General features: G+C 66.7%; 18 protein-coding genes and 1 tRNA gene. 11 read left to right on the forward strand and 8 right to left on the reverse strand.

Annotation, left to right across the window (positions count from 1 at the left end; genetic code table 11):
* Window positions 1-85 precede the first annotated feature (85 nt).
* Window positions 86-160 (forward strand) — tRNA-Glu (locus tag AC1RMY_RS01530).
* Between the two features lie 112 nt (window positions 161-272).
* On the opposite strand, the gene AC1RMY_RS01535 is transcribed toward AC1RMY_RS01530, so the two are convergent.
* The 6 genes from AC1RMY_RS01535 to AC1RMY_RS01560 form a co-directional block, all read right to left on the reverse strand.
* Complete coding sequence (locus tag AC1RMY_RS01535) at window positions 273-1316, reverse strand: ABC transporter substrate-binding protein (protein ID WP_492862175.1); 1044 nt, start codon at window positions 1314-1316, stop codon at window positions 273-275.
* A gap of 32 nt (window positions 1317-1348) precedes the next feature.
* The gene (locus AC1RMY_RS01540) at window positions 1349-2131 is read right to left on the reverse strand and encodes an ABC transporter permease (protein WP_492862176.1); all 783 of its coding nucleotides are present in this window, start codon (window positions 2129-2131) and stop codon (window positions 1349-1351) included.
* A gap of 196 nt (window positions 2132-2327) precedes the next feature.
* Complete coding sequence (locus AC1RMY_RS01545; protein ID WP_492862177.1) at window positions 2328-3200, reverse strand: ABC transporter ATP-binding protein; 873 nt, start codon at window positions 3198-3200, stop codon at window positions 2328-2330.
* Window positions 3197-4657: a dihydroorotase gene (locus tag AC1RMY_RS01550; protein ID WP_492862178.1), complete on the reverse strand. Its 1461-nt coding sequence runs from the start codon at window positions 4655-4657 to the stop codon at window positions 3197-3199. Before AC1RMY_RS01550 ends, AC1RMY_RS01545 begins: the two co-directional genes overlap by 4 nt.
* Before the next feature lie 8 nt (window positions 4658-4665).
* A complete protein-coding gene (locus AC1RMY_RS01555; protein WP_492862179.1) occupies window positions 4666-5457 on the reverse strand; it encodes an SDR family NAD(P)-dependent oxidoreductase in 792 nt (263 codons plus the stop codon).
* Between the two features lie 179 nt (window positions 5458-5636).
* Window positions 5637-6689: an ABC transporter substrate-binding protein gene (locus AC1RMY_RS01560; RefSeq protein ID WP_492862180.1), complete on the reverse strand. Its 1053-nt coding sequence runs from the start codon at window positions 6687-6689 to the stop codon at window positions 5637-5639.
* 127 nt (window positions 6690-6816) lie between these two features.
* Between AC1RMY_RS01560 and AC1RMY_RS01565 the strand changes: the two genes are divergently transcribed.
* Window positions 6817-7755, forward strand: a complete 939-nt coding sequence (locus AC1RMY_RS01565; RefSeq protein WP_492862181.1) for a LysR family transcriptional regulator — start codon at window positions 6817-6819, stop codon at window positions 7753-7755.
* Window positions 7756-7817: 62 nt separating this feature from the next.
* Here AC1RMY_RS01565 and AC1RMY_RS01570 read toward each other — a convergent pair whose 3' ends face one another.
* Window positions 7818-8396 carry an LOG family protein gene (locus AC1RMY_RS01570; RefSeq protein ID WP_492862182.1) on the reverse strand — a complete coding sequence of 193 codons (579 nt, stop codon included), beginning with the start codon at window positions 8394-8396 and terminating at the stop codon, window positions 7818-7820.
* A gap of 55 nt (window positions 8397-8451) precedes the next feature.
* On the opposite strand from AC1RMY_RS01570, the gene AC1RMY_RS01575 reads away from it, so the two are divergent.
* Window positions 8452-9987 (forward strand): aminotransferase-like domain-containing protein, encoded by a 1536-nt coding sequence (locus AC1RMY_RS01575; RefSeq protein ID WP_492862183.1) that lies wholly within the window; start codon window positions 8452-8454, stop codon window positions 9985-9987.
* Here AC1RMY_RS01575 and aptA read toward each other — a convergent pair.
* Entirely contained in the window at window positions 9970-11307 is a 1338-nt protein-coding gene (gene aptA / locus AC1RMY_RS01580; RefSeq protein ID WP_492862184.1) for an omega-aminotransferase AptA, read from the reverse strand. The two genes, AC1RMY_RS01575 and aptA, sit on opposite strands and share 18 nt — an antisense overlap.
* 203 nt (window positions 11308-11510) lie before the next feature.
* On the opposite strand from aptA, the gene AC1RMY_RS01585 reads away from it, so the two are divergent.
* The 8 genes from AC1RMY_RS01585 to AC1RMY_RS01620 all read left to right on the forward strand — a co-directional run bounded on the left by AC1RMY_RS01585 (window position 11511) and on the right by AC1RMY_RS01620 (window position 20414).
* Window positions 11511-12260, forward strand: a complete 750-nt coding sequence (locus AC1RMY_RS01585; RefSeq protein WP_492862185.1) for an SDR family NAD(P)-dependent oxidoreductase — start codon at window positions 11511-11513, stop codon at window positions 12258-12260.
* Between the two features lie 3 nt (window positions 12261-12263).
* Window positions 12264-13394: a TIGR03364 family FAD-dependent oxidoreductase gene (locus AC1RMY_RS01590; protein ID WP_492862186.1), complete on the forward strand. Its 1131-nt coding sequence runs from the start codon at window positions 12264-12266 to the stop codon at window positions 13392-13394.
* On the forward strand, window positions 13391-14185 hold the full coding sequence (gene phnX / locus AC1RMY_RS01595) for a phosphonoacetaldehyde hydrolase (protein WP_492862187.1): 795 nt from the start codon (window positions 13391-13393) through the stop codon (window positions 14183-14185). The genes AC1RMY_RS01590 and phnX overlap by 4 nt, the downstream gene beginning before the upstream one ends.
* Window positions 14185-15702, forward strand: coding sequence for an alkaline phosphatase family protein (locus AC1RMY_RS01600; RefSeq protein ID WP_492862188.1), 1518 nt, complete (start codon window positions 14185-14187; stop codon window positions 15700-15702). The genes phnX and AC1RMY_RS01600 overlap by 1 nt, the downstream gene beginning before the upstream one ends.
* A 147-nt stretch (window positions 15703-15849) precedes the next feature.
* On the forward strand, window positions 15850-16980 hold the full coding sequence (locus AC1RMY_RS01605) for an extracellular solute-binding protein (protein ID WP_492862189.1): 1131 nt from the start codon (window positions 15850-15852) through the stop codon (window positions 16978-16980).
* 181 nt (window positions 16981-17161) lie between these two features.
* On the forward strand, window positions 17162-18262 hold the full coding sequence (locus AC1RMY_RS01610) for an ABC transporter ATP-binding protein (RefSeq protein ID WP_492862190.1): 1101 nt from the start codon (window positions 17162-17164) through the stop codon (window positions 18260-18262).
* A complete protein-coding gene (locus AC1RMY_RS01615; protein WP_492862191.1) occupies window positions 18259-19182 on the forward strand; it encodes an ABC transporter permease in 924 nt (307 codons plus the stop codon). Before AC1RMY_RS01610 ends, AC1RMY_RS01615 begins: the two co-directional genes overlap by 4 nt.
* Complete coding sequence (locus AC1RMY_RS01620) at window positions 19179-20414, forward strand: ABC transporter permease (RefSeq protein WP_492862192.1); 1236 nt, start codon at window positions 19179-19181, stop codon at window positions 20412-20414. Before AC1RMY_RS01615 ends, AC1RMY_RS01620 begins: the two co-directional genes overlap by 4 nt.
* The last annotated feature ends 25 nt before the right edge of the window (window positions 20415-20439 follow it).

Below are 20439 nucleotides of genomic sequence, written 5' to 3' on the forward strand. Positions count from 1 at the left end.
CGCGCCCTCGCGAAATTTGCTGCATCAGCGCAAAAACAGTTGCAGCCCGGCCGAAGCCCGATTAAACAGCAGCCCTTGCCGCGCTGCTCCCATCGTCTAGCGGTCAGGACGTCGCCCTCTCACGGCGAAAACTGGGGTTCGATTCCCCATGGGAGCGCCATTCCTTTCGATGGCGTAGCGGTACTTCCCTACATCAGCGCTTCTTAGCCGATCCACGGCTCGTCCCCTCGCGCGCTGAAGACGGCCGTGCTGGCCTCCGCCGTTCCGCGCCCTCAACTCTTCGCTTCCGGCAGCTTGCGCTCGGCCGCCGGAGGCAGGAAGGACCGGTTGAAGACGTCCCCGACCTTCGGGGTGCTCTTCAGTTCGAAGGCTTCGCCGATCTGGACGATCGCCTTGGCCATGCGCTCGTCGGAGACGTCGCCGGCGCCGAGCTTCTGCGTCTCGGGCGTGAGCATATGCGCCTTGTAGGTGAATTCGATGCGCCTGGCCTCGATCTCTGCGTTCACTGTCGGCTCGACGCGGTTCATCACCTTGCCGCCTTCGGCCGGATCGGCGGTCAGTTCGATCATCGCCTTGTTGATCGCCCGGACGAGGCCTGCGACCGCCTTCGGGTTCTCCCTGGCGAGCTTCTGCGAGACCATGACACCGTTCGAATAGGATTCGATGCCGTGGTCGGCGTACATGATGAAGCGGTAGTCCTTGTCGGGGTTCTGCTTCATCCCGACCAGGTTCATGTAGGAAGTCACGGTGAAGACGAAGCCGCCATCGGCCTGACCCTGGACCAGCATCATCTCCTGCACGGAGGGGGCGATGTTGACGATCTCGACCTTGCCGGCATCGATGCCGTTGAGCTTGGCGAAGATCGGGAAAAGGCGCTGTGTCGCGGCTCCGGCGGGCGAGGTCAGCTTCCTGCCTTCCAGATCCTTTGGCGATCGGATCGGTCCGTCAGCCTTGTGGATGATAGCGAAGGGAGCCTTGTTGTAGATCATGTAGACCATGACCGGTGCCTCGCCCGGCTTGTTCACGGCCTGCTGGATGATGGCGTTCATGTCGCCGAAGCCGGCGTCATAGGCCCCGCTCATGATGCGGGTCACGGTGGCGGCCGAGCCCTCGCCCTGGTCGATGCTGACGTCGAGGCCCTCGGCGGCGAAGTAGCCCTTCTCCTTGGCGTGGAAATACCAGGCGTGGATGCCCTGGTATTTCCAGTCCAGCGTGAAGCGGATCTTGGTCGGGGTCTGGGCGCCGGCCGGAGCGGCGAGGCCGAGGGTCGCGGCAATGGCCGCGGCGAGCGTGGCTTTCAGGACGAGGCGGCGCATGGCGGCTCCTATGGGCTGCGGGTTCCGGGGCTTCAGGCGGAGGCGAGGTCGGTCTTGCGGTGGGCCCAGCCGGTAACGCGCCGCTCGATCAGCGAGAACAGGACGTAGAGGGCGACGCCGAGCCCGGCGAGAACGAAGAGGCCGGCGAAGACGAGCGGCACGTTGAAGCTCGACGAGGCGATCATCATCATGTTGCCGATGCCGCGATTGGAGGCGACCGTCTCGGCCACCACCGAGCCGACGAAGGCGAGCGTGATCGCGACTTTCAGCGCCGCGAAGAAATAGGGCATCGCGCGCGGCAGGCTGACATTCCAGAGGATGTCCGTCTTCGACGCCTTGAGTGTCTTCATCACATCCTCGAGCTCGGGCTCGACCGTGGCGATGCCGGTCGCGACGTTCACGACGATCGGGAAGATGCAGATGATCATCGCCGTCAGGATGGCCGGCACGGTGCCGGCGCCGTACCAGAGCACGAAGATCGGCACGACCGCGACCTTCGGGATCGAGGAAAAGCCGACCAGCAGCGGGTAGGCGGTGTCGTAGGCGAGCTTCGACGAGCCGATCAGGATTCCCAGCAGGAGCCCGATCACGACGCCGATGCCGAAGCCGACGATCGTCGTGTAGAGCGTCTGCCAGGTGTGCGGCCAGATCGCCGGCCAATACTGGATCAGCGCCTTGATGATCTGGGTCGGGCGCGGCAGCAGGATGTCGGAGATGCCCGCCATCAGGCAGAACAGCTCCCAGAACACGAAGACGCCGATGATCAGCGCGGTCGAGGCGCCCTTCTCGCGGATGATCTCACTGACGCGTTCCATCAGAGGCTTTCCTTCGTGAGGGCTCGGGTGAGGCTGTGGAACGGCGGGGTCATCCCGGGCGCAGCGAAGCGAAGACCCGGGATCCATGCCTGAGCCTTGATCGGAAAGGCTCCGGCATGGACCCCGGATCGGCGCGGCTTCGCCGCTTGTCCGGGATGACGAGGAGGGTGTGACGAGCGCTGCATCTGAACGATCCTTACGCCGCGCCGGGCGCGTGGCCGACGATGCCGGTGCCGCCGCGGGCGCCGACGATCATCGCCCGCAAGCGCTGGTTCAGCGCGACGAAGTCGGGCTCGAAGGTCATGTCGATCGTGCGAGGGCGGGGGATCGGGACGGCCGAATCGTCGAGGATGCGGCCGGGCCGCGCGCTCATCACGCAGATGCGGTTGGCGAGATAGGCGGCTTCCTTGAGATCGTGCGTGACGAGCAGCACGGTCAGCTTCTTGGAGAGCCAGAGATCCTGCATGATCGCCCAGAGTTCCTCGCGGGTGAACTGGTCGAGCGCGCCGAAAGGTTCGTCCAGCAGGAGGAGATCGGGGTCGTGGATCAAAGCGCGGCAGAGATTGGCGCGCTGCATCATGCCGCCGGAGAGCTGCCAGGGATATTTGTCGCCGAAGCCGCCGAGGCCCACCTGTTCCAGCAATGCCTCGACGCGGTCGCGGTATTCGGTCCTGTGCTTGGCGCGGTAGCTATGCCGGAACGGAGGCACGATCTTCAGCGGCAGCATGACGTTGTCGCGGATATTGAGCCAGGGCAGCAGCGTCGGGTTCTGATAGGCCATGCCGATGCGGATCGGCGTCGCGCCGATCTCGCGACCAGCGACGAAGACATGCCCCGTCGAGGGTTTCAGCAACTCGCCGACCATCTTGAGGATGGTCGACTTGCCGCAACCTGACGGGCCGACGAGCGCGACGAAATCGCCCTCGCCGATCTTGAGCGAAGTCGGCGCCAGCGCCTGCACGGCCTTCGCGCCGCGACCATAGGTGATCGAGGCCTCCTGGAACTCGATGAAGGTCGTGGCCTTTGTCTCGGCGGCAGGCCTGATGTCGATCGCGGCTGCGTTCATCATACGGTTCCCTTGGCGGCTCCCGTTGCGGTGGCAAGGCCTCGCAAGCAGGCTGCCAGCGTCTGGTCAGCGTTGCGGATGGTCGGCTTCGGCATCGTCTGGATCGCGGTGACCTGCCGGCCCCAGCCGCTCGTCGCCTCGATGAGCCGACGATCGCGCTGGACGAAGCGGCCGCGCACCAGCGTGTGAATCGGGACGCCGGTGACGCTGACGCCCTCGAAGGGCGTGATCTTGCCGCGTGAATGCAGCGCCTCGGCCCGGATCGTCTCGGTCCTGTCCATGTCGACGACCGCGATATCCGCTTCGGCGCCGGCCTCGATGCGTCCTTTCGCGGGCCAGAGCCCGAAGGATTTCGCCGGGTTCTCGGCGGAGACGCGGACATAGTGCTCGAGCGTGATGCGGCCCTGCGAGACCTCGTTCAACATCAGCGGCATCTGCGTCTCGACGCCGGGAAAGCCGCAATCGGCCTCCCAGATCACCGGCCTGGTCTTCTCCTCGACGGTGTGCGGCGCGTGGTCGGTCGCGATCATGTCGATGACGCCCGATTGCAGCGCGGCCCAGATCGCCTCGGAGTCCGAGGCCTCGCGCACGGGCGGATTGACCCGGATGATCGAGCCCAGCCGCGCATAGTCGCTGCTGTCGAGCAGGAGGTAACAGGGACAGGTTTCACCGGTGATCTCGACGCCGCGTGCCTTGGCCTCGGCCAGGGGGCGCAGTTCGGCGGCCGAGGAGATATGCAGGATGTGGATGCGCGCACCGGTCCATTCCGCCAGCTCGGCGGCGCGGGAGACCGCTTCGGCGGCGACAATCGCCGGCCGGGCCGCGATATGGGCGAGCGGGTCGTTGCGCCCCGCCGCCATCAGCCGCTGCTGCCGCCAGGCCATGATCGAGGCGGTCTCGGCATGGAGCGAGATCCGCAGGCCCGAGGGCGCGATGATCTCGAACCCCTCCAGCATTGCTCCGGTGGAGGGGGAGGGCAGGTTGCCGAAGGTGTTGCCCATGAAGCATTTGAAGGCGTTGACGCCGCCCTCGATCAGCCCTGGCAGCTCGTCGATATTGTCCTCGGCGAGCAGGCCGTAGATGCCGTAATCGACATGGGCCTTGGCGGCGGCTTCCTGCTTCTGCCGGAGTTCGACGATGGAGCGCGTCGGCGGGTTGGTGTTCGGCATCTCGAAGACGGTCGTCGTGCCGCCCATGGCGGCGGCCGCGGTGCCGGTGCGCCAGTCTTCCTTGTGGGTGTAGCCCGGCTCGCGGAAATGGACGTGGACGTCGATTGCGCCCGGAAGTAGGAATTTGCCGGAGACGTCGAGCGTCTCGCGCGCAGCCGGCATTGCCCGGGCCGAGCCGACCAGCGCGATCAGCCCGTCCTTGATCGCGACATCCGCAGCGAAGCGCGTCGTCCCGGTGACGACGGTGCCGCCGGTCAGGACGAGATCGGCGATGAAGGGAGCTTCGTTCATCGGGGCGCTCACAGCATGGCCCAGCCGCCATCGACCGGCAGGTCGATGCCGGTGATCTGGCGGGAGACGTCTGAAGCGAGGAAGAGGCAGGCATTGGCCACGTCCTCGTCGGTCGAGACGCGCTTCAGCGCATAGTCGGCGGCGTGCTTCGCGAAGGCTGCTTCCTCGGTGATGCCGAGGCGCTTCGCCATTTCCGGCACCACCTTGCCGCGGAAGCGCGGACCGTCGACCATGCCCGGCGCGACGCAGTTGACGTTGATGCCATGGGGGCCGGCTTCGAGCGCGAAGCTCTTGGTGATGCCGCGCAGGCCCCATTTCGAGGCGGAATAGGCCATGCGCCCGGCCCGGCCGCGCATGCCGAAGGTGCCGCCGACATTGACGATCTTGCCGGAACCCTGCTCGATCATGCTGGGCAGGCAGGCGCGCATCGTGTTGAAGCAGCCGCGCATGTTGAGATCGACGATCTCGTCGAACTCCTCTTCCGTCGTCTCCCAGCCGGCCTTGCCGATCGGGCCCGAGCCGCCGGCGACATTGACGAGGATATCGACGCCGCCGAAGGCCGCGTGGGCCTGTGCAATCGCTGCCTCGCAGGCCGCCCCCTTGGTGATGTCGCAGGCGATGACGATCGCCTCTGCGCCCTTGGCGCGAACCTCCGCCGCGACCGGCTCGATCGCAGCGACATCGCGGCCGATCAGGACGAGCTGGCAGCCTTCCGCCGCGAATGCGCGGGTGACGGCGGCGCCCATGCCCTTGGCCGGGCCGGTGATGACCGCGACGCGGCCGGTGAGGTTGAGATCCATGCGTGTGCTTTCGACGATAGGATGGAAGCGGCCAGCTCTCGGAGCAGCTGTCATTCTGGTGCGCCTCGCAGAGACGAACCCGGAATCCACGGGCAGGGGCAGGGCTTTTCGTCTCTCTGGCGCGCCCGGTCGTGGGTTCCGGGTTCTCGCTGCGCGAGCCCCGGAATTGCAGCGGCGGCTCAGCCGAGGGTGGTGACGCGCTCGGCCAGCGGCGGCAGGAAGGCGCGGCTGAAGATCTCGTCGGGGGCGGGCAGGCGCGGCAGGCCGTCGGCCTCGACGACGATCGCGATCGACTTCTTGAAGCGCGCATCGTCGATATCGCCGATGCCGGTCTTCGCCGCTTCGGGATGGCTCATCTCGGAGGCGAGCGTCGCGACCAGGCGCTCCTTCTCGACCGCCTTGTTGATCAGCGGCTCGCGCCTGGCGACGGCCTCGATCGCGGCGTCGTTGTCCTTCAGCGTGTCCTTGAGACCGCGATCGATTGCGCGCAGCAGGCCCTGGAGCGCCTTCGGGTTTTCCGTGGCGAGCCTGCGCGAGGCGATCAGGGCATTGGAGTAGAGGTCCATGCCGTAATCGCCGAAATTGATGAAGCGAAAATCCTTGGCCGGATCGATGCCGACGAGCTTGGCCGAGAAGGCGATGGTGTTGACGAAGCCGAACACGCCGTCGACCTGGCCGCGCTGGAGCATCTGCTCGCGCAGATTGGGCTGCATGTTGGTGATGTTGACCTTCGAGGCATCTATGCCGGCGAGCTTGGCGAAGGCGGGGAAGAGTTTCAGCGCGCCGTCATTGGCCGGGCCACCGATGGTGCGGCCTTCGAGATCCTTGGGCGTCTTGATCGGGCCGTCGGCCTTGACCGCGATGGTGAAGGGGGGGCGGTTGTACAAGGCCGAGATGGCCAGCGGCGTCGCTGCGCCGGCCTGGCTCTTAGCGACGAGTTGGATCAGTGCGTTGATGTCGCCGAAGCCGAGATCATAGGAGCCCGAGGCGACGGCGCCGACCGCGGCGCCCGAGCCATTGCCCTGGTCCATCACGATCTCGAGCCCTTCCTCGCGGAAATAGCCCTTGTCCTCGGCGAGGAAGAACCAGCCCTGCGGCCCCTGATAGCGCCAGTTCAGGATCATCTTCAGCTTGGTCGGCGCCTGCGCCAGTGCCGGACGGGGCAGCGTGGAGGCAAGTGCCGCGGCGGTTGCGGCAATATTGAAGCGGCGCCTGCTGATCGATTCCGTCATGCGAGATCTCCCGTTGCGGCCTGATGCCGCTGCCCGAAGAAAGCCTAGGGCGACTTGACCGATGCCGTCTTGTGCTGACTTCTTGCTGGAGCTGTTCGAAAAACGCACCAGCATCGAGAGGCGTGCGATGAAGCATTTGCGCCTGCTGCGCTATGTCGACGAGGTCGCGCGCGTCGGCTCGATCCGCCGGGCGGCCGAACGGCTGAACATCACGGCTTCGGCGTTGAACCGGCGTGTCCAGGATGTCGAAGACGAACTCGGCACCAAGATCTTCGAGCGGCTGCCGCGCGGCGTGCGCTTGAACGCGGCCGGTGAATTGCTGATCCGGCATATCCGCAGCCAGCTCGCCGATATCAGCCGCGTGCGCTCGCAGATCGAGGATCTGTCGGGCTTCCGGCGCGGCACGGTCTCGATCGCCTGCAGCCACGCGCTGGCGAACGACTTCCTGCCGGTCGAGATCGCCTCTTATCGAAAGGCGTTTCCTCTGGTCGAATTCGATGTGCGCGTCGCCAGCCATGGCGAGGCGCTGCGCGCGCTTGCGAGCTACGAGGTCGATCTCGCGCTGATTTTCCGGCTCGATACCAGCATCGGCTTCCAGATCATCGCCTCTGCAGAGCAGCGCCTCGTCGCCATTATGAGGCAGGATCATCCGCTGGCGGGGGAGGGCAGCATCCGCCTGCGCGAATGCAGCGGCTATCCGCTCGCCTTGCCGGACCGCAGCTATGGCGGGCGTCAGTTGCTCGATCAGGCGGTCGCGAGAAGTTCGTTCAAGCTCGCGCCGGTGATCGAATCGAATTCGTTCGAATTCCTGCGCAACTATGTCCGGCTGGAGGACGCGATCACCTTCCAGATCGAGATCGGCGCCCCGGCGAGCCTGCAGCACCGCGACGGGCTGATCTCACGCGCGGTCGACGAGCGTGACGTCCGGCCAGCCCGCTTCGCGATGGGCCAGCTCCATGGCAGGCCGCTGCCGGTGGCGGCCGCAAAATTCGCAGAACAACTCGCTGCGCGCCTGGAGACCGGAAGCGCTATGTTATCGGATCAAATGGAGCGTTCGGACCGATAGTCTGCGCGTCCGTTGCTGCATCGGCCTTCTCCGAAACCGCATCCCACTTTTCGGGACGATGCTCAGAGCCACTTCGAAACAGTGACGCGTTCGAAGCGTAGCAGGCCGTCGAGCAGCGCTGCGGGTTCCGGCGCGAGCACGATGCCGTCGCGATGGGCCGGCGGCAGGAAGCCTTGCGCGATCATGTGATCGATGAAGCCCATGAAAGGCTGATAGTAGCCGGCGACGTCGTAGAGGCCAGCGGGTTTGTCGAGCTCGCCGAGCTGGTTCATGGTCCAGGCTTCCATGAATTCTTCGAGGGTGCCGATGCCGCCGGGCATCGCGATGAACGCGTCGGCGAGCTCGGCCATGCGCTCCTTGCGGCGCCTGAGCGTGGGCACGATCTCCGCTTCGGTCAGGGACGGGTGCAGATGGCCGAGGCCGGCCAGGCGCTGCGTGATGATTCCGTGCGCCCGTCCGCCGGCCGCCAGCACGGCATCGGCGACGATGCCCATCAAGCCCTTATGCGTGCCGCCATAGACGAGCGTGATGCCGCGCCGCCCGATCTCATTGCCGAGGGCCGTGGCAGCCTGTGTGTAGGTGTCGCCGAGGCCGGCATTCGAGCCGCAGAACAAAGCGATGCTGGAGATGGCGCGCGTCATGCCGTCAAAAGAGGCGATCGATCGGGAATTGCAAGCCCTGCAGGAGCAACCTGGCATGGATCATGCTGCGATCCTGCCCGCCATGCGTGACACCGTTCCTTCCGGGATCCTGTGCGCCCCGCTCGCCCCCGGGCGCGGCCTTCAGCAGCAACTGCAGGAACGCATCGTCGAGGGGATCCTGTCGGGGCGGCTCTCGATGCATGAGCCTTTGCCGGCGACGCGCGCGCTGGCGCAGGCGCTTCAGATCTCTCGCAATACGGTCAGCCTCGTCTATGAGCGCCTGGCGGCCGACCGCTATCTGAAACCGGTCGGTCGGCGCGGCTTCTTCATCCATGAGGCGGCCCTGCGCGACCGGCTCAATGTATCGGTCAGCGGGCATGCCCATTCGCCGGTCGCCCCTGCAGGTCCGGATATGTCGCGCTGGCTGCGACACCGCTTCTGCGAGCAGGACAACATCGTCAAGCCGGCGAATTGGCGCGACTACCCCTATCCTTTCATCTACGGGCAGTTGTTGCCGGACAAGACCTCGCTGGCGCGCTGGCGCGATTGCGTGCGCCTTGCCGGCACGGCCCGCCATAGCGATGCCTGGACCGGCGACCTGATCGATGGCGACGATCTGCTGCTGATCGAGCAGATCCGCAAGCGCTTGCTGCCGCAGCGTGGCTTCGACGCATTGCCGGACTGCATGCTCGTCACGGTCGGCGCCCAGAATGCGCTCTTCCTGATCGCGACGCTGCTCGCCCGCTCCGGCACGCGCGTCGCGGTGGAGGAGCCTGGCTATGTCGATGCGCGCAACATGTTCCTGGCGCAGGGAGCGACATTGCTGCCGCAGCCGGTCGACGCCAATGGCATGCGGGTGACGGCGGCGCTGGCCGAGGCCGATCTCGTCTATATCACGCCCGGCCATCAGTCGCCGACCAATGTGACGATGAGCACGGAGCGGCGGCTGTCGCTGATGGCGGCCGCCGAGACCCAGGACTTCCTCGTCATCGAGGACGACTACGAGCACGAGCTGAATTTCGTAGGGCCGCCACGGCCCTCACTCAAGGGCTTCGACATGGCGGGGCGCGTGCTGCATGTCGGCAGCCTGTCGAAACCGCTCTTTCCCGGTCTGAGGCTCGGCTTCATCGTCGCGCCGGAGCCGTTGGCGTGGGAACTGCGGGCGCTGCGGCGATTGATGTATCGCCACCCTTCCGCGCTCGACCAGCGCGCCATGGCGCTGTTCCTGGCCGAGGGCCATTACGACACGCATATCCGCCGCCAGCGCCGGGACCTTACGGCGAAATGGTCGGCCATGCTGACCGAGATCGAGCGGCAGCTTCCGAACTGCGGCGTTACGATGACGACCGGCGGTTCGGGGCTGTGGCTAACCCTGCCCGAGGGTGTATCGGCGCGCGCCTTGCAACAGCGGGCGGCGGCGCGCGGTATCCTGATCGAGCCGGGCGACGTGCACTATCTCGGGCCGGAGCGCCCCGGCAACCGGATCAGACTCGGCTTCGGCGCGATTGTACCGGACAAGGTCGCGCCGGGGATCGCAGGCCTCGCCGAGGCGCTCGCCGACGAGGTCGCGGCCTCAGGCGGCGGCCGGTAGCGCGTCGAGATCGCTGCGGCCGAGCACCTTGCGCAAGATGTCGATCATGCGGCCGATATCCTCCTCGCTCGCCACCAGCGCGGGGGCAAAGAGCAGGGCGTCGCCGGTGGCCTTGAGGTGCAGGCCCTCATCGAAGAGCAGGCGCTGGACCAGCGAGCCCTTCTCGCCCGGAGCCTTGCCCGGCGTGAGCTGGATGCCGGCGAGCATGCCGTAGCCGCGCAGATCGAAGACCTGCGGCAGGTTGCGCAGGCCGAAGACGGCGTCGAGGAACGGCTGCGAGAGCGCCTTGCCGCGCGCGAACAGCCCTTCGCTGCGGTAGATTTCCAGCGCCGCCAAGGCCGCCGCGCAGGCGACCGGATGAGCCGAATAGGTGTAGCCGTGCATCAACTCCGGCCTGTCGGCCTGAATCGAGTCGATCACCGCTTTCTGGATCTCGGTCTTCACCGCCACCGCGCTCATCGGGATTGCGCCGTTGGTCAGCGCCTTGGCCATGGTCATCAGGTCGGGCGTGACGCCGAATTCCTGGGCGGCGAAGGCCTCGCCGGTCCGGCCGAAGCCGGTGATGACCTCGTCGAAGACGAGCAGGATGCCGTGCTTGTCGCAGATCGTGCGCAGGCGCTCCAGATAGCCCTTGGGCGGGACGATGGTGCCGACCGAGCCGGCGATCGGCTCGACGAAGACGGCGGCGATCGTGTCGGCGCCATAGGTCTGGCAGAGCGCCTCGAGATCGTCGGCGAGGTCGGCGCCCTCATCGGACTGGCCGCGGGTGAAGCGGCGCTCATCGGCCCAAGTGTGGCGCATATGGACGACGTCGCAGGTGACGGCGCCGTATTCGCGCCGGTTGCCGACCATGCCGGCGAGCGAGGTGCCGCCGAGATTGACGCCGTGATAGCCCCAGGCCCGCGAGACGAAGCGGGTCCGCTGCGGCTGGCCCTTGGCGCGGTGATAGGCGAGGCAGATCTTCATCGCGCTGTCGACAGCCTCCGAGCCCGACGAGGCGAAGAACAGCCGGTCGAGCCCTTTCGGCAGAAGGCCGGCAAGCTTCTCCGCGAGGACGAAGGAGATCGGCGCGGCGCGCTGGAAATGCGGGGTGTAGTCCAATTTCAGAAGCTGTTTGTGCACGGCTTCCGCGATCTCGGGGCGGCCATGGCCGGCGGCGCAGCAGAACAGGCCCGAAGCGCCGTCCATGATCTCGCGGCCCTCCGGCGTCCAGTAGCGCACGCCCTGCGCCCTGGCGAAGATCTGCGGTTCGGCGTGGAAGAGCCTGTTGTTGGTGAAGGGCAGCCAGTGATGGTCCATGGTCGGCACTTGCGGTTCCATCGCGCTCTCCCGCCTGTCGATGCGTTGCGCGAGAAGCTCTAGCCGCCAGGCCGGGCGAGGTCTTGGAGCCACGGGGGACTTTTGGTGGAGCCAGCGCGAACTCGCCGCCTTCATCGCCTTGTCACGGGCGGGCGTTGTGCTGCAAAGCGGCAGGTGCGATCTGGCGCGCTCCTTGCGAGCGCCTGCGACCTGACGAGGACAGCATGACGAAGACGATTCTGATCTCCGGCGCGACGGCCGGTTTCGGCGCCGCCACCGCGCGGCGTTTCGTGCAGGCGGGCTGGAAGGTGATCGGCACCGGGCGGCGCGCCGACAGGCTCGACGCGCTGAAGGCGGAGCTGGGCGATGGCTTCCACGGCGCCGCGTTCGACATCACCGACGAGGCGGCGATGGTGGCGGCGCTGTCGGCGCTGCCCGAGGGCTTCAAGGCGGTTGACGTCCTCCTGAACAATGCGGGCCTCGCGCTCGGCACCAAGCCAGTGCCCCAGACATCGCTCTCCGACTGGAAGACGATGATCGGCACCAATGTCACCGGGCTGGTTGCGCTGACACATCAGCTCCTGCCCGAGCTGATCACGCGCAAGGGCGCGATCATCAACATCGCTTCGGTCGCGGCGAACTGGCCCTATTCCGGCGGCAACGTCTATGGCGGCACCAAGGCCTTCGTGCAGCAGTTCTCGCTGGGCCTGCGCTCGGACCTGCACGGCAAGGGCGTCCGCGTGACATCGATCGAGCCCGGCCTCTGCGAGAGCGAGTTCACCCTCGTTCGCAATGGCGGCGACCAGGCGGCCTATGACGCGCTCTACAAGGGCGCCAATGCGCTGCAGCCGCAGGACATCGCCGAGACGATCTTCTGGGTCGCGACGCTGCCTGGCCATGTCAACGTCAACAGCCTCGAGCTCATGCCGGTGAGCCAGTCCTTCGCCGGCTTCCAGGTTCATCGCGAGGATTGAGGGGTGGCTTACGACCTCGCCGTCGTCGGAGCCGGCATCGTCGGGCTCGGCCATGCGCTGGCGGCGGCGCGGCTCGGCAAGCGCGTGGTCGTGATCGATCGCGACGCGCAGGCGAACGGCGCTTCGGTACGCAATTTCGGCTTCGTCACCGTGACCGGGCAGGAGGCCGGCGATTGCTGGCAGCTGGCGCGCCGCGCGCGCGACGTCTGGCAGGAGATCGCGGAGCCCGCCGGCATCGAGGTCCTGCAGCGCGGTCTGGTGCTGGCCGCGCGCCTGCCGGAGTCGGAGGCCGTAATCGAGGCCTTCCTGGCGACCGAGATGGGCGAGGGCTGCGAACGGCTGACGGCGGTGCAGGCGCAAAGCTTCGTGCCCTGCCTGAAGGCGTATGCCGCGCGCCTTGCGCTCTACAGCCCGCATGAGGTGCGCGTGGAGTCGCGGCAGGCCGTTCCGCGTGTCGCGGCTTATCTCGCCGATAGGTTCGGGGTCGATTTCCGCTGGTCGACCAGCGTCGTCGCCGTCGAGGCGCCACGGCTGATCGCGGCCGATGGCGGCATCATCGAGGCCGAGACGGTCGTGGTCTGCCCCGGCGACGAGTACACGGCGCTCTTCCCGGAGCGGATCGCGGCCTATGGCGTCACCCGCTGCAAGCTGCAGATGATGCGTGTCGTCCCGGCGTCGCCCGTCGCGCTGAGCACCGCCGTGATGTCCGATCTCGGCCTCGGGCGCTATCTCGGCTATGCGGCGTTGCCGGAGGCGGGCCCGCTGAAGGTGCGTCTCGATGCCGAGATGGCGGCGAAGCGCGAGAACGGCGTCCATCTCATCGTGACGCAATCGGCCGACGGCTCGCTGGTCGTCGGTGACAGTCACCACTATGCGACGACGCCGGACCCGTTCGGTTCGAGCGCGGTCGACGACCTGATCCTCGGCGAGCTGGACGCGGTGCTCGATCTGCCGGGCCGTATGGTCAGCGAACGCTGGATCGGCACCTATGCCTCGGCGCCGGGGCGCTGGCGCTTCACCGACGCGCCGTCGGATGCGGTGCGGATCGTCATCGTCACCGCCGGTTGCGGCGCCTCGACGGCGTTCGGCATCGGCGAGGAAACGATCGCGGATCTCTACGGGAGTGCGGCATGAGCCGGTTCAAGGCGGTGGTGTTCGACTGGGCGGGCACGGTGATCGATTTCGGTTCCTTCGCGCCGATGGGCGCCTTCGTCGAGACCTTCGCCAAATTCGGCGTCGAGACGACGATCGCCGACGCGCGCAAGCCGATGGGCCTGCCCAAGCGCGCCCATATCGCCGCGATGCTGGCCGAGTCGCATATCGCCGCGGGATGGCAGAAGGCGCGGGGCTCGCTGCCGGACGAGGCGGCGATCGACGCGGTCTATGAGATCTTCGTGCCGCTGAACGAGTCGGTCGTGAAGGATTACTGCACGCTGGTGCCCGGCACGCTGGATGCGGTCGCCTATATCGGTGGCAAGGGCATGAAGATCGGTTCGACGACCGGCTATACCCGCTCGATCATGGAGCGGGTGCTGCCGCTCGCCGCCGCGCAGGGCTACAAGCCGGACAATCTCGTTTGCGCCGACGACCTGCCGTTCGGGCGGCCGACGCCGATCGGCATGTACAAATGCTTCCTCGACCTGATGGTCTTCCCGGCCTCGGCCGTCATCAAGGTCGACGACACCGAGCCCGGCATCGCCGAGGGCGTCGCCGCTGGCTGCGTCACCGTCGGGCTGACGCTCTCGGGCAACGAGGCCGGGCTGACGCCGGAAGAGCTGGCTGCGCTGAGTGCGGCTGAGCGCCAGGCGCTTCACGAACGCGTCGCAGCGAAGCTCATCGCGGCGGGCGCGGACCATGTCATTGGTACGGTGGCCGAACTGCCGGCGCTGATCGAGCGGCTGGAGGCTGAAGTCTGGACGGAGTGATGAAACCCAACATCCTCCTGGTCACTGCCGACCAATGGCGCGGCGACTGCCTGTCCGCGCTTGGCCACGCGTCGGTCCGCACGCCGAACATCGATGCGCTCGCGGCGGAAGGCACGCTGTTCGCGCGCCATTATGCCGGCGCCGCGCCCTGCTCGCCGGCTCGCGCCTCGCTCTATACCGGCCTCTACCAGATGAACCACCGCGTCTGCCGCAATGGTTCCCCGCTCGACGATCGCTTCGATAACCTCGCCCGGATGGCGCGCCGTGCCGGCTATGATCCGACGCTGTTCGGCTACACCGACGTTTCGCTCGACCCGCGCAAGCTGGCGCCGGGCGATCCGCATCTGACCACCTATGAGGGCGTGCTGCCGGGGTTCAGTGTCCGTGAGCTGCTGCCGGAGCATGAGAAGCCGTGGCTGTCCTGGCTGCGTTCGCGCGGGTATGCGGAAGCGACGAGCCGCGACGTGCACGCCACTCCGGGCGGGGGCGCCTCCAACGCTCCGCCGCGCTACGGCGCCGACGAAACCCAGACCGCCTATCTGACCGATGCCTTCCTTCGCTGGCTCTCGGAGCAGGAGGCGCCGTGGTTCGCGCATCTCTCCTTCCTGCGGCCGCATCCACCCTTCATCGTGCCCGAGCCCTATAACGGCATGTTCGCACCGCCGGCGCAGGCGGCCTTCCGGCGCCACGCCGACCGACAGGCCGAGGCGGCGCTGCACCCTTTCGTGGCCTACCAGCTCAACCGGGCGAAGCAGTCGGACTTCGTCCATGGTGCGGTCGGGAAATTGAGCGATTGGAGCGCGGATGATTTCGCGACGCTGCGGGCGGTCTATTACGGCATGATCGTCGAGGTCGACGCCCAGATCGGGCGCCTCGTCGCCGGGTTGAAGGCTGCGGGTGCCTGGGAGCGGACCATCGTGATCTTCTGCTCCGATCATGGCGAGATGGCCGGCGATCACTGGCTCTTCGGCAAGGGCGGATTCTTCGAGGCGAGCTATCATATCCCGCTGGTGATCCGCGATCCCGCCGCACCCGCGACTGCGCAGCGCCGTATCGTGCGGGATTTCACCACCGCCGCGGACGTCATGCCGACGCTGGCGCAGAGGCTGGGGCAGCCGCCGCTCAACCATCAGGATGGGCGCTCGCTCATGCCGTTCCTGGCCGGCGAGCAGCCGAGCGGCTGGCGCGACGCCGCCTTCTGGGAGTTCGATTTCCGCGACATCGAGCATGGTGTCCCCGAAACGCATTTCGGGCTGGACTCCCATCGCTGCAACCTCGCGGTGCTGCGCGACGACCGCTTCAAATACGTCCATTTTGCCGGCTTGCCACCCTTGCTCTTCGATCTCGCCGAAGAGCCGGGCGAGATGCGGGACCTCTCACGCGAACCGGCCTATGCGGCCGTCAGGCTGGACTTTGCCGAGAGACTATTGTCCCTGCGCGCGGCCCATCTCGACCAGACGCTGGCCGGAACGATGCTGACGGCAGCCGGCCCGGTGACGCGAGGCACCGCCGGCTGAGCCGGCGCATCAGCCTGGCTCCATCGAATTCCCTGTCTGGCTCTACGTCGCTGGCCATCCCCGACCCAACCTCTGCCACGGCCGGCCCATTTCTTGCGAGCCGTAGCCAAGGCCCCACGCAGAGGGGCGCCATAAAGGGGATCAGCCATGTCGAACAAGCAGAATGCCGGCTCGATGCGTCGCCGCGACGTCCTCAAATTCGCCGCGGCCGGGGTTGCCATGCCGGCGCTCGTCAGCCGCGGGGCTCTCGCCTCCTCCGGCGAGATCAACATCATGATGTGGTCGGATTATCTGCCGGAAAGCTTCGTCAAGGCCTTCACGGCGAAGACCGGGATCAAGGTCAATTTCACCGGCATCGGCTCGAACGACGACATCCTCAACAAGATGAAGGCCACCAACGGCCAGGGCTTCGATATCGTCACGCCGACCGTCAACCGCAGTCCGCTCTGGGCGGAGCTCGGCCTGCTCCAGCCCTTCGACATGAAGAAGGTGGCGATCGAGAAGGTGAACCCGGCCATGGCGCTGGGCGAGACCCACTGGAACTTCGCCAAGAAGGGCGTCCATTGGTTGCCTCATATCTGGGGCACGGAGGGCGTCGCCTGGCGCACCGACAAGTTCACGCCGGCCGGCACGGCTCCGAGCTATTACGACGTCTGGGACGACGCCAATGCCGGCAAGACGATGGGCCGCGGCCATTCGATGCTGCTCGGCCTCGGCCTCGGCATGGAGCGGCGCGGCGAGATGGCGCCAGGGTCGATCTGGGAGGCCTACAAGACGCCTGAGAAGATGACGGAGGTCTGGACCAAGCTGACCGAGACCGCGATCAAGAAGAAGAAGAACATCAAGCTCGTCTGGAACGATGCCGACGCGCAGAAGAATGGCCTGCTGAACGAGGGCGTCATCGTCGGCCAGACCTGGGACGGGCCGCCGATCGCGCTCAAGACCGCGGGCGAGCCGGTGATGTATCGCGCGCCGGTCGAGGGGGCGATGGCCTGGGTCGACGGTCTGGCACTGCCGATCGGGGCGAAGAACATGGACCAAGTCTACGCCTTCATCGCGGCCTGCTACGATGCGCAGCTCGCGGGCGAGGCGATCAAGACCCATGGCTACAATTCGCCGGTGATCGGCGCCGACAAGTTCGGCGGCGAGGTCTACGCCAAGAACTTCGCCGACGCCTATCCGGGCGACTCGCTGGCCAAGCTGAACGCCTGGCCGGCCGAGGCGCCCTGGTACGCCAAGGCGCGCAGCGAGTTCACCAACAAGTTCCTCAGCGCCTGAGGTGAGGGTCCGGCGCTGGTCGCCGTGACATCACCTCGCCGTCATCCCGGCCAAGTGGCGAAGCCGCGCCGAGCCGGGATCCATGCCTGAACCGTTCCGGCATGGATCCCGGATCTCCGCTTCGCTGCGTCCGGGATGACGTGATGGAGAGACTGCATTTCACTTTCCGCCCAGGACCTGCATGACGAAGGATGTCGTTCTCGAACATGTCTCGATCCGCTTCGGCGGCTATACCGCCGTCGACAACGCCCATCTGACGATCAAGGGCGGCGAATTCTTCTCCTTCCTCGGCCCATCCGGCTGCGGCAAGACCACGCTGCTGCGCTGCATTTCCGGCTTCGTCGCACCGACCGAAGGGCGCGTGCTGATCGGCGGCAACGATATGCGCAATGTCGGGCCCAACAAGCGGCCGACGGCGCTGATCTTCCAGAACCTCGCGCTGTTCCCGTTGCTGAGTGTCGCCGAGAACATCGCCTTCCCGCTGGAGGTGCGCGGTGTCGGCCGCAAGCAGCGGCGGCGGCGTGCGGACGAACTGCTCGAGCTGATCGCGCTGCCCGGCACCGGCGACAAGAAGGTGCACGAACTCTCCGGCGGCCAGCGCCAACGTGTCGCGATCGCGCGCGCACTCGCCGCCGATCCCGACATCCTGCTGCTCGACGAGCCTCTTTCGGCGCTGGACCTCAAGCTGAGGCAGCACATGCGCACCGAGCTGCGCGCCATCCAGCAGCGCGTCGGGTTGACCTTCATCTACATCACCCATGACCAGGGCGAGGCGCTGACCATGTCGGACCAGGTCGCGGTGATGAATGCCGGGGTGATCGAGCAGGTCGCGGATCCCCGGACGATCTATGAACGGCCGCGCACGGCCTTCGTCGCGTCCTTCGTCGGCGAGACCAACATCATCGCCGGCGAGGTTCTCGGGCAGGACGGGCAGATGGTGACACTCGCCACGCCGCTGGGGCCGCTGACGGGCCGCTCGGGCGGCGGGCGCGACCATCGCCCCGGCACGCGCTGCCAGCTCTTCATCCGGCCGGAGCAGTTGCTCCTCGCCAGTGCTGCAGAAGTGCCGAACCGCATCGCTGCGATCTGTCAGCGCGAGGAGTTCGAAGGCAGCATACGCACGCTGCATCTGAACGCCGCCGGCGTGCCGCTGCGCCTCAATCGGATGAATGCCGGGCCGGCCGAGGCCGCGCTTCCGCCGGGCGCCAGCATCGTACTGGCCTTTGATGCCGAAGCGGCCGTGGTCCTGCCGGGCCAGGTCGATGAGAGCGCAGCCGCATGAAGGGGCTGCGGCGCATCCTGTCGGAGATGACGAACCGGCACGGGCTCGGCGTCGCGCTCTTCGTCGGCATCGGCGTGCTGTTCTGGATCCTCGTGCTGATCGTGCTGCCGCAGATTTCGATGCTGGACTTCTCCTTCCGGCACAATCTGCCCCGTGCCGAGATCGGCGGCCCGCGCGACACCTACACCCTCGACAACTACCGTTATTTCCTGTTCGGCAATGGCGGCGGCCTCAACACGCTCGATATCGGCGTTCTGTTCAAGACCTTCGCGGCCGCGGCCTTCGTCACGGCGATCGACATCATGATCTGCTATCCGATCGCCTTCATCCTCGCCCATTCGGCGACCGGCGTCGGCGCACGATTGATGGTCGTCGGGCTGATCGTGCCGTTCTGGATCAACGACATCTTGCGCGCCTTCGCCTTCAGGGTGCTGTTCGGTGCCACGGGCGTCATCAACGGCTTCGGCCAGGCATTGGGCCTGTGGGATATGCCGATCGACTTCATCCGGGCCGACGTCGCACTCTATTCGGCGCTCGCCTACACCTATGTTCTGATGATGGTGTTCTCGATCTTCGGCGCGATCGAGACGCTTGACCGCAACCAGATCGAAGCGGCCCGCGACATGGGGGCGAGCTGGTGGCGGGTGCATTGGCGCGTCGTCCTGCCCGTCGCCAAGCCGGGCATCGCGTCTGGCGCGACCATGGTCTTCATGCTGACGGCCGGCGCACTCGCCGCCCCGCAGATCCTCGGCGGCCCGTCCAATCTCTGGTTCACCCAGCTCATCTACCAATGGTTCAACGATGCCGGGGACTGGCAGCGTGGCGCGGCCTATTCGGCGATCCTGCTCATCGTCTGCCTGCTCTTCGTCTTCCTGACGATGCGGGTGTTTCGCGTGTCGATCGGGGCGATCGGCCGATGAACCGGGCAGTCGGCGGCGGCCTGTTCTCGCTGGGCTATGCCCTGCTCTTCTTCCTGTTCCTGTTCGGCCCGCTGATCATCATGGTGATCACGGCCTTCAACTCGTCGTCGTTCCCGCGCATCGTGCCGTGGGAATGCTTCACCACCGAATGGTTCGGGGTGCTCTTCGCCAATCAACGGCTGATGTCCGGGCTGTGGGCGAGCTTCTGGATCGCGCTGGCCGTCGTCGCGCTCTCGGTCCCGCTGGGACTGGCAGGGGCTCTGGTGCTCTCGGACCTCGGACCCAAGGCGCGGGCGGCGCTCTACGGCGCGCTGATCACGCCGATCCTGATCCCCGGCGTCGTCATCGGCATCTCGACCATCATCTTCTGGGGCGCGGTCGCGCGCGGGGTCGGTGCCGGCTACGATTCGCCGTTCTTCAACGGCGTCTTCCTGACCCTGCTGGGTCAGGTCAGCTTCATCGCCTCCTATACGATGCTGATCTTCATGTCCCGCCTGCAGCGCTTCGATCCGCTGCTGACGGAGGCGGCCCTCGATCTGGGGGCGACGCCGGGCCAGGCCTTCCGCAAGATCCTGCTGCCCTTCCTGAAACCCGCGATCGGCTCGGCCGCCTTCATCGCGTTCCTCGCGTCGTTCGAGAACTACAACACCACCGTCTTCACCATCCTCTCGGGCAACACCTTCACGACTGCGCTCGCATCCAAGGTCAGGCTCGGCACCGACCCCTCGCTCTCGGCGCTCGCGGTGATCATCATCGCGATCACGCTGGTTGGTGCGATGGTGAAGGAGGCCGATACGCGCCGGCGCGACCGGCTGCGCACGGGCCTGGCCGGAACCTCGGCCTATGTCAATCGGGCGACGCAGGTGCTCGGCCATCCTGCGACCGTGCTGGTCGTGCTGACGGGCATCGCCGCGCTGTTCGTTTGGCAGGGCAGTCGTCAGGATGCCTCGTCCTGCAAGGCCGGCATCCTGCGCGAGAAGCAGGAAAACCAGCAACGTCTCTTGCGCGAGCAGCAGGAGCGGATGCGCCAGCTCCAGCAGCCGGCGCCCGCACGCCCCGCGCAGCAGGCACCGAGCAACAATCCCTCGCCGTTCGGCGGAGCCTTCAACCCGAACATGCTGGCGCCGCCGTCGACGGCACCGGCTCCTGCGCCGGCAACTCCGCCGGCGAGTTCCAATCCGTCGCCTTTCGGAGGAGCGTTCGATCCCAAGTCGCTGGCTCCGCGGCAATAGCCCCGTGCGTGCGAGCGGAACTGCC

Source organism: Allobosea sp. GW822-FHT03F07, from assembly GCF_058801345.1.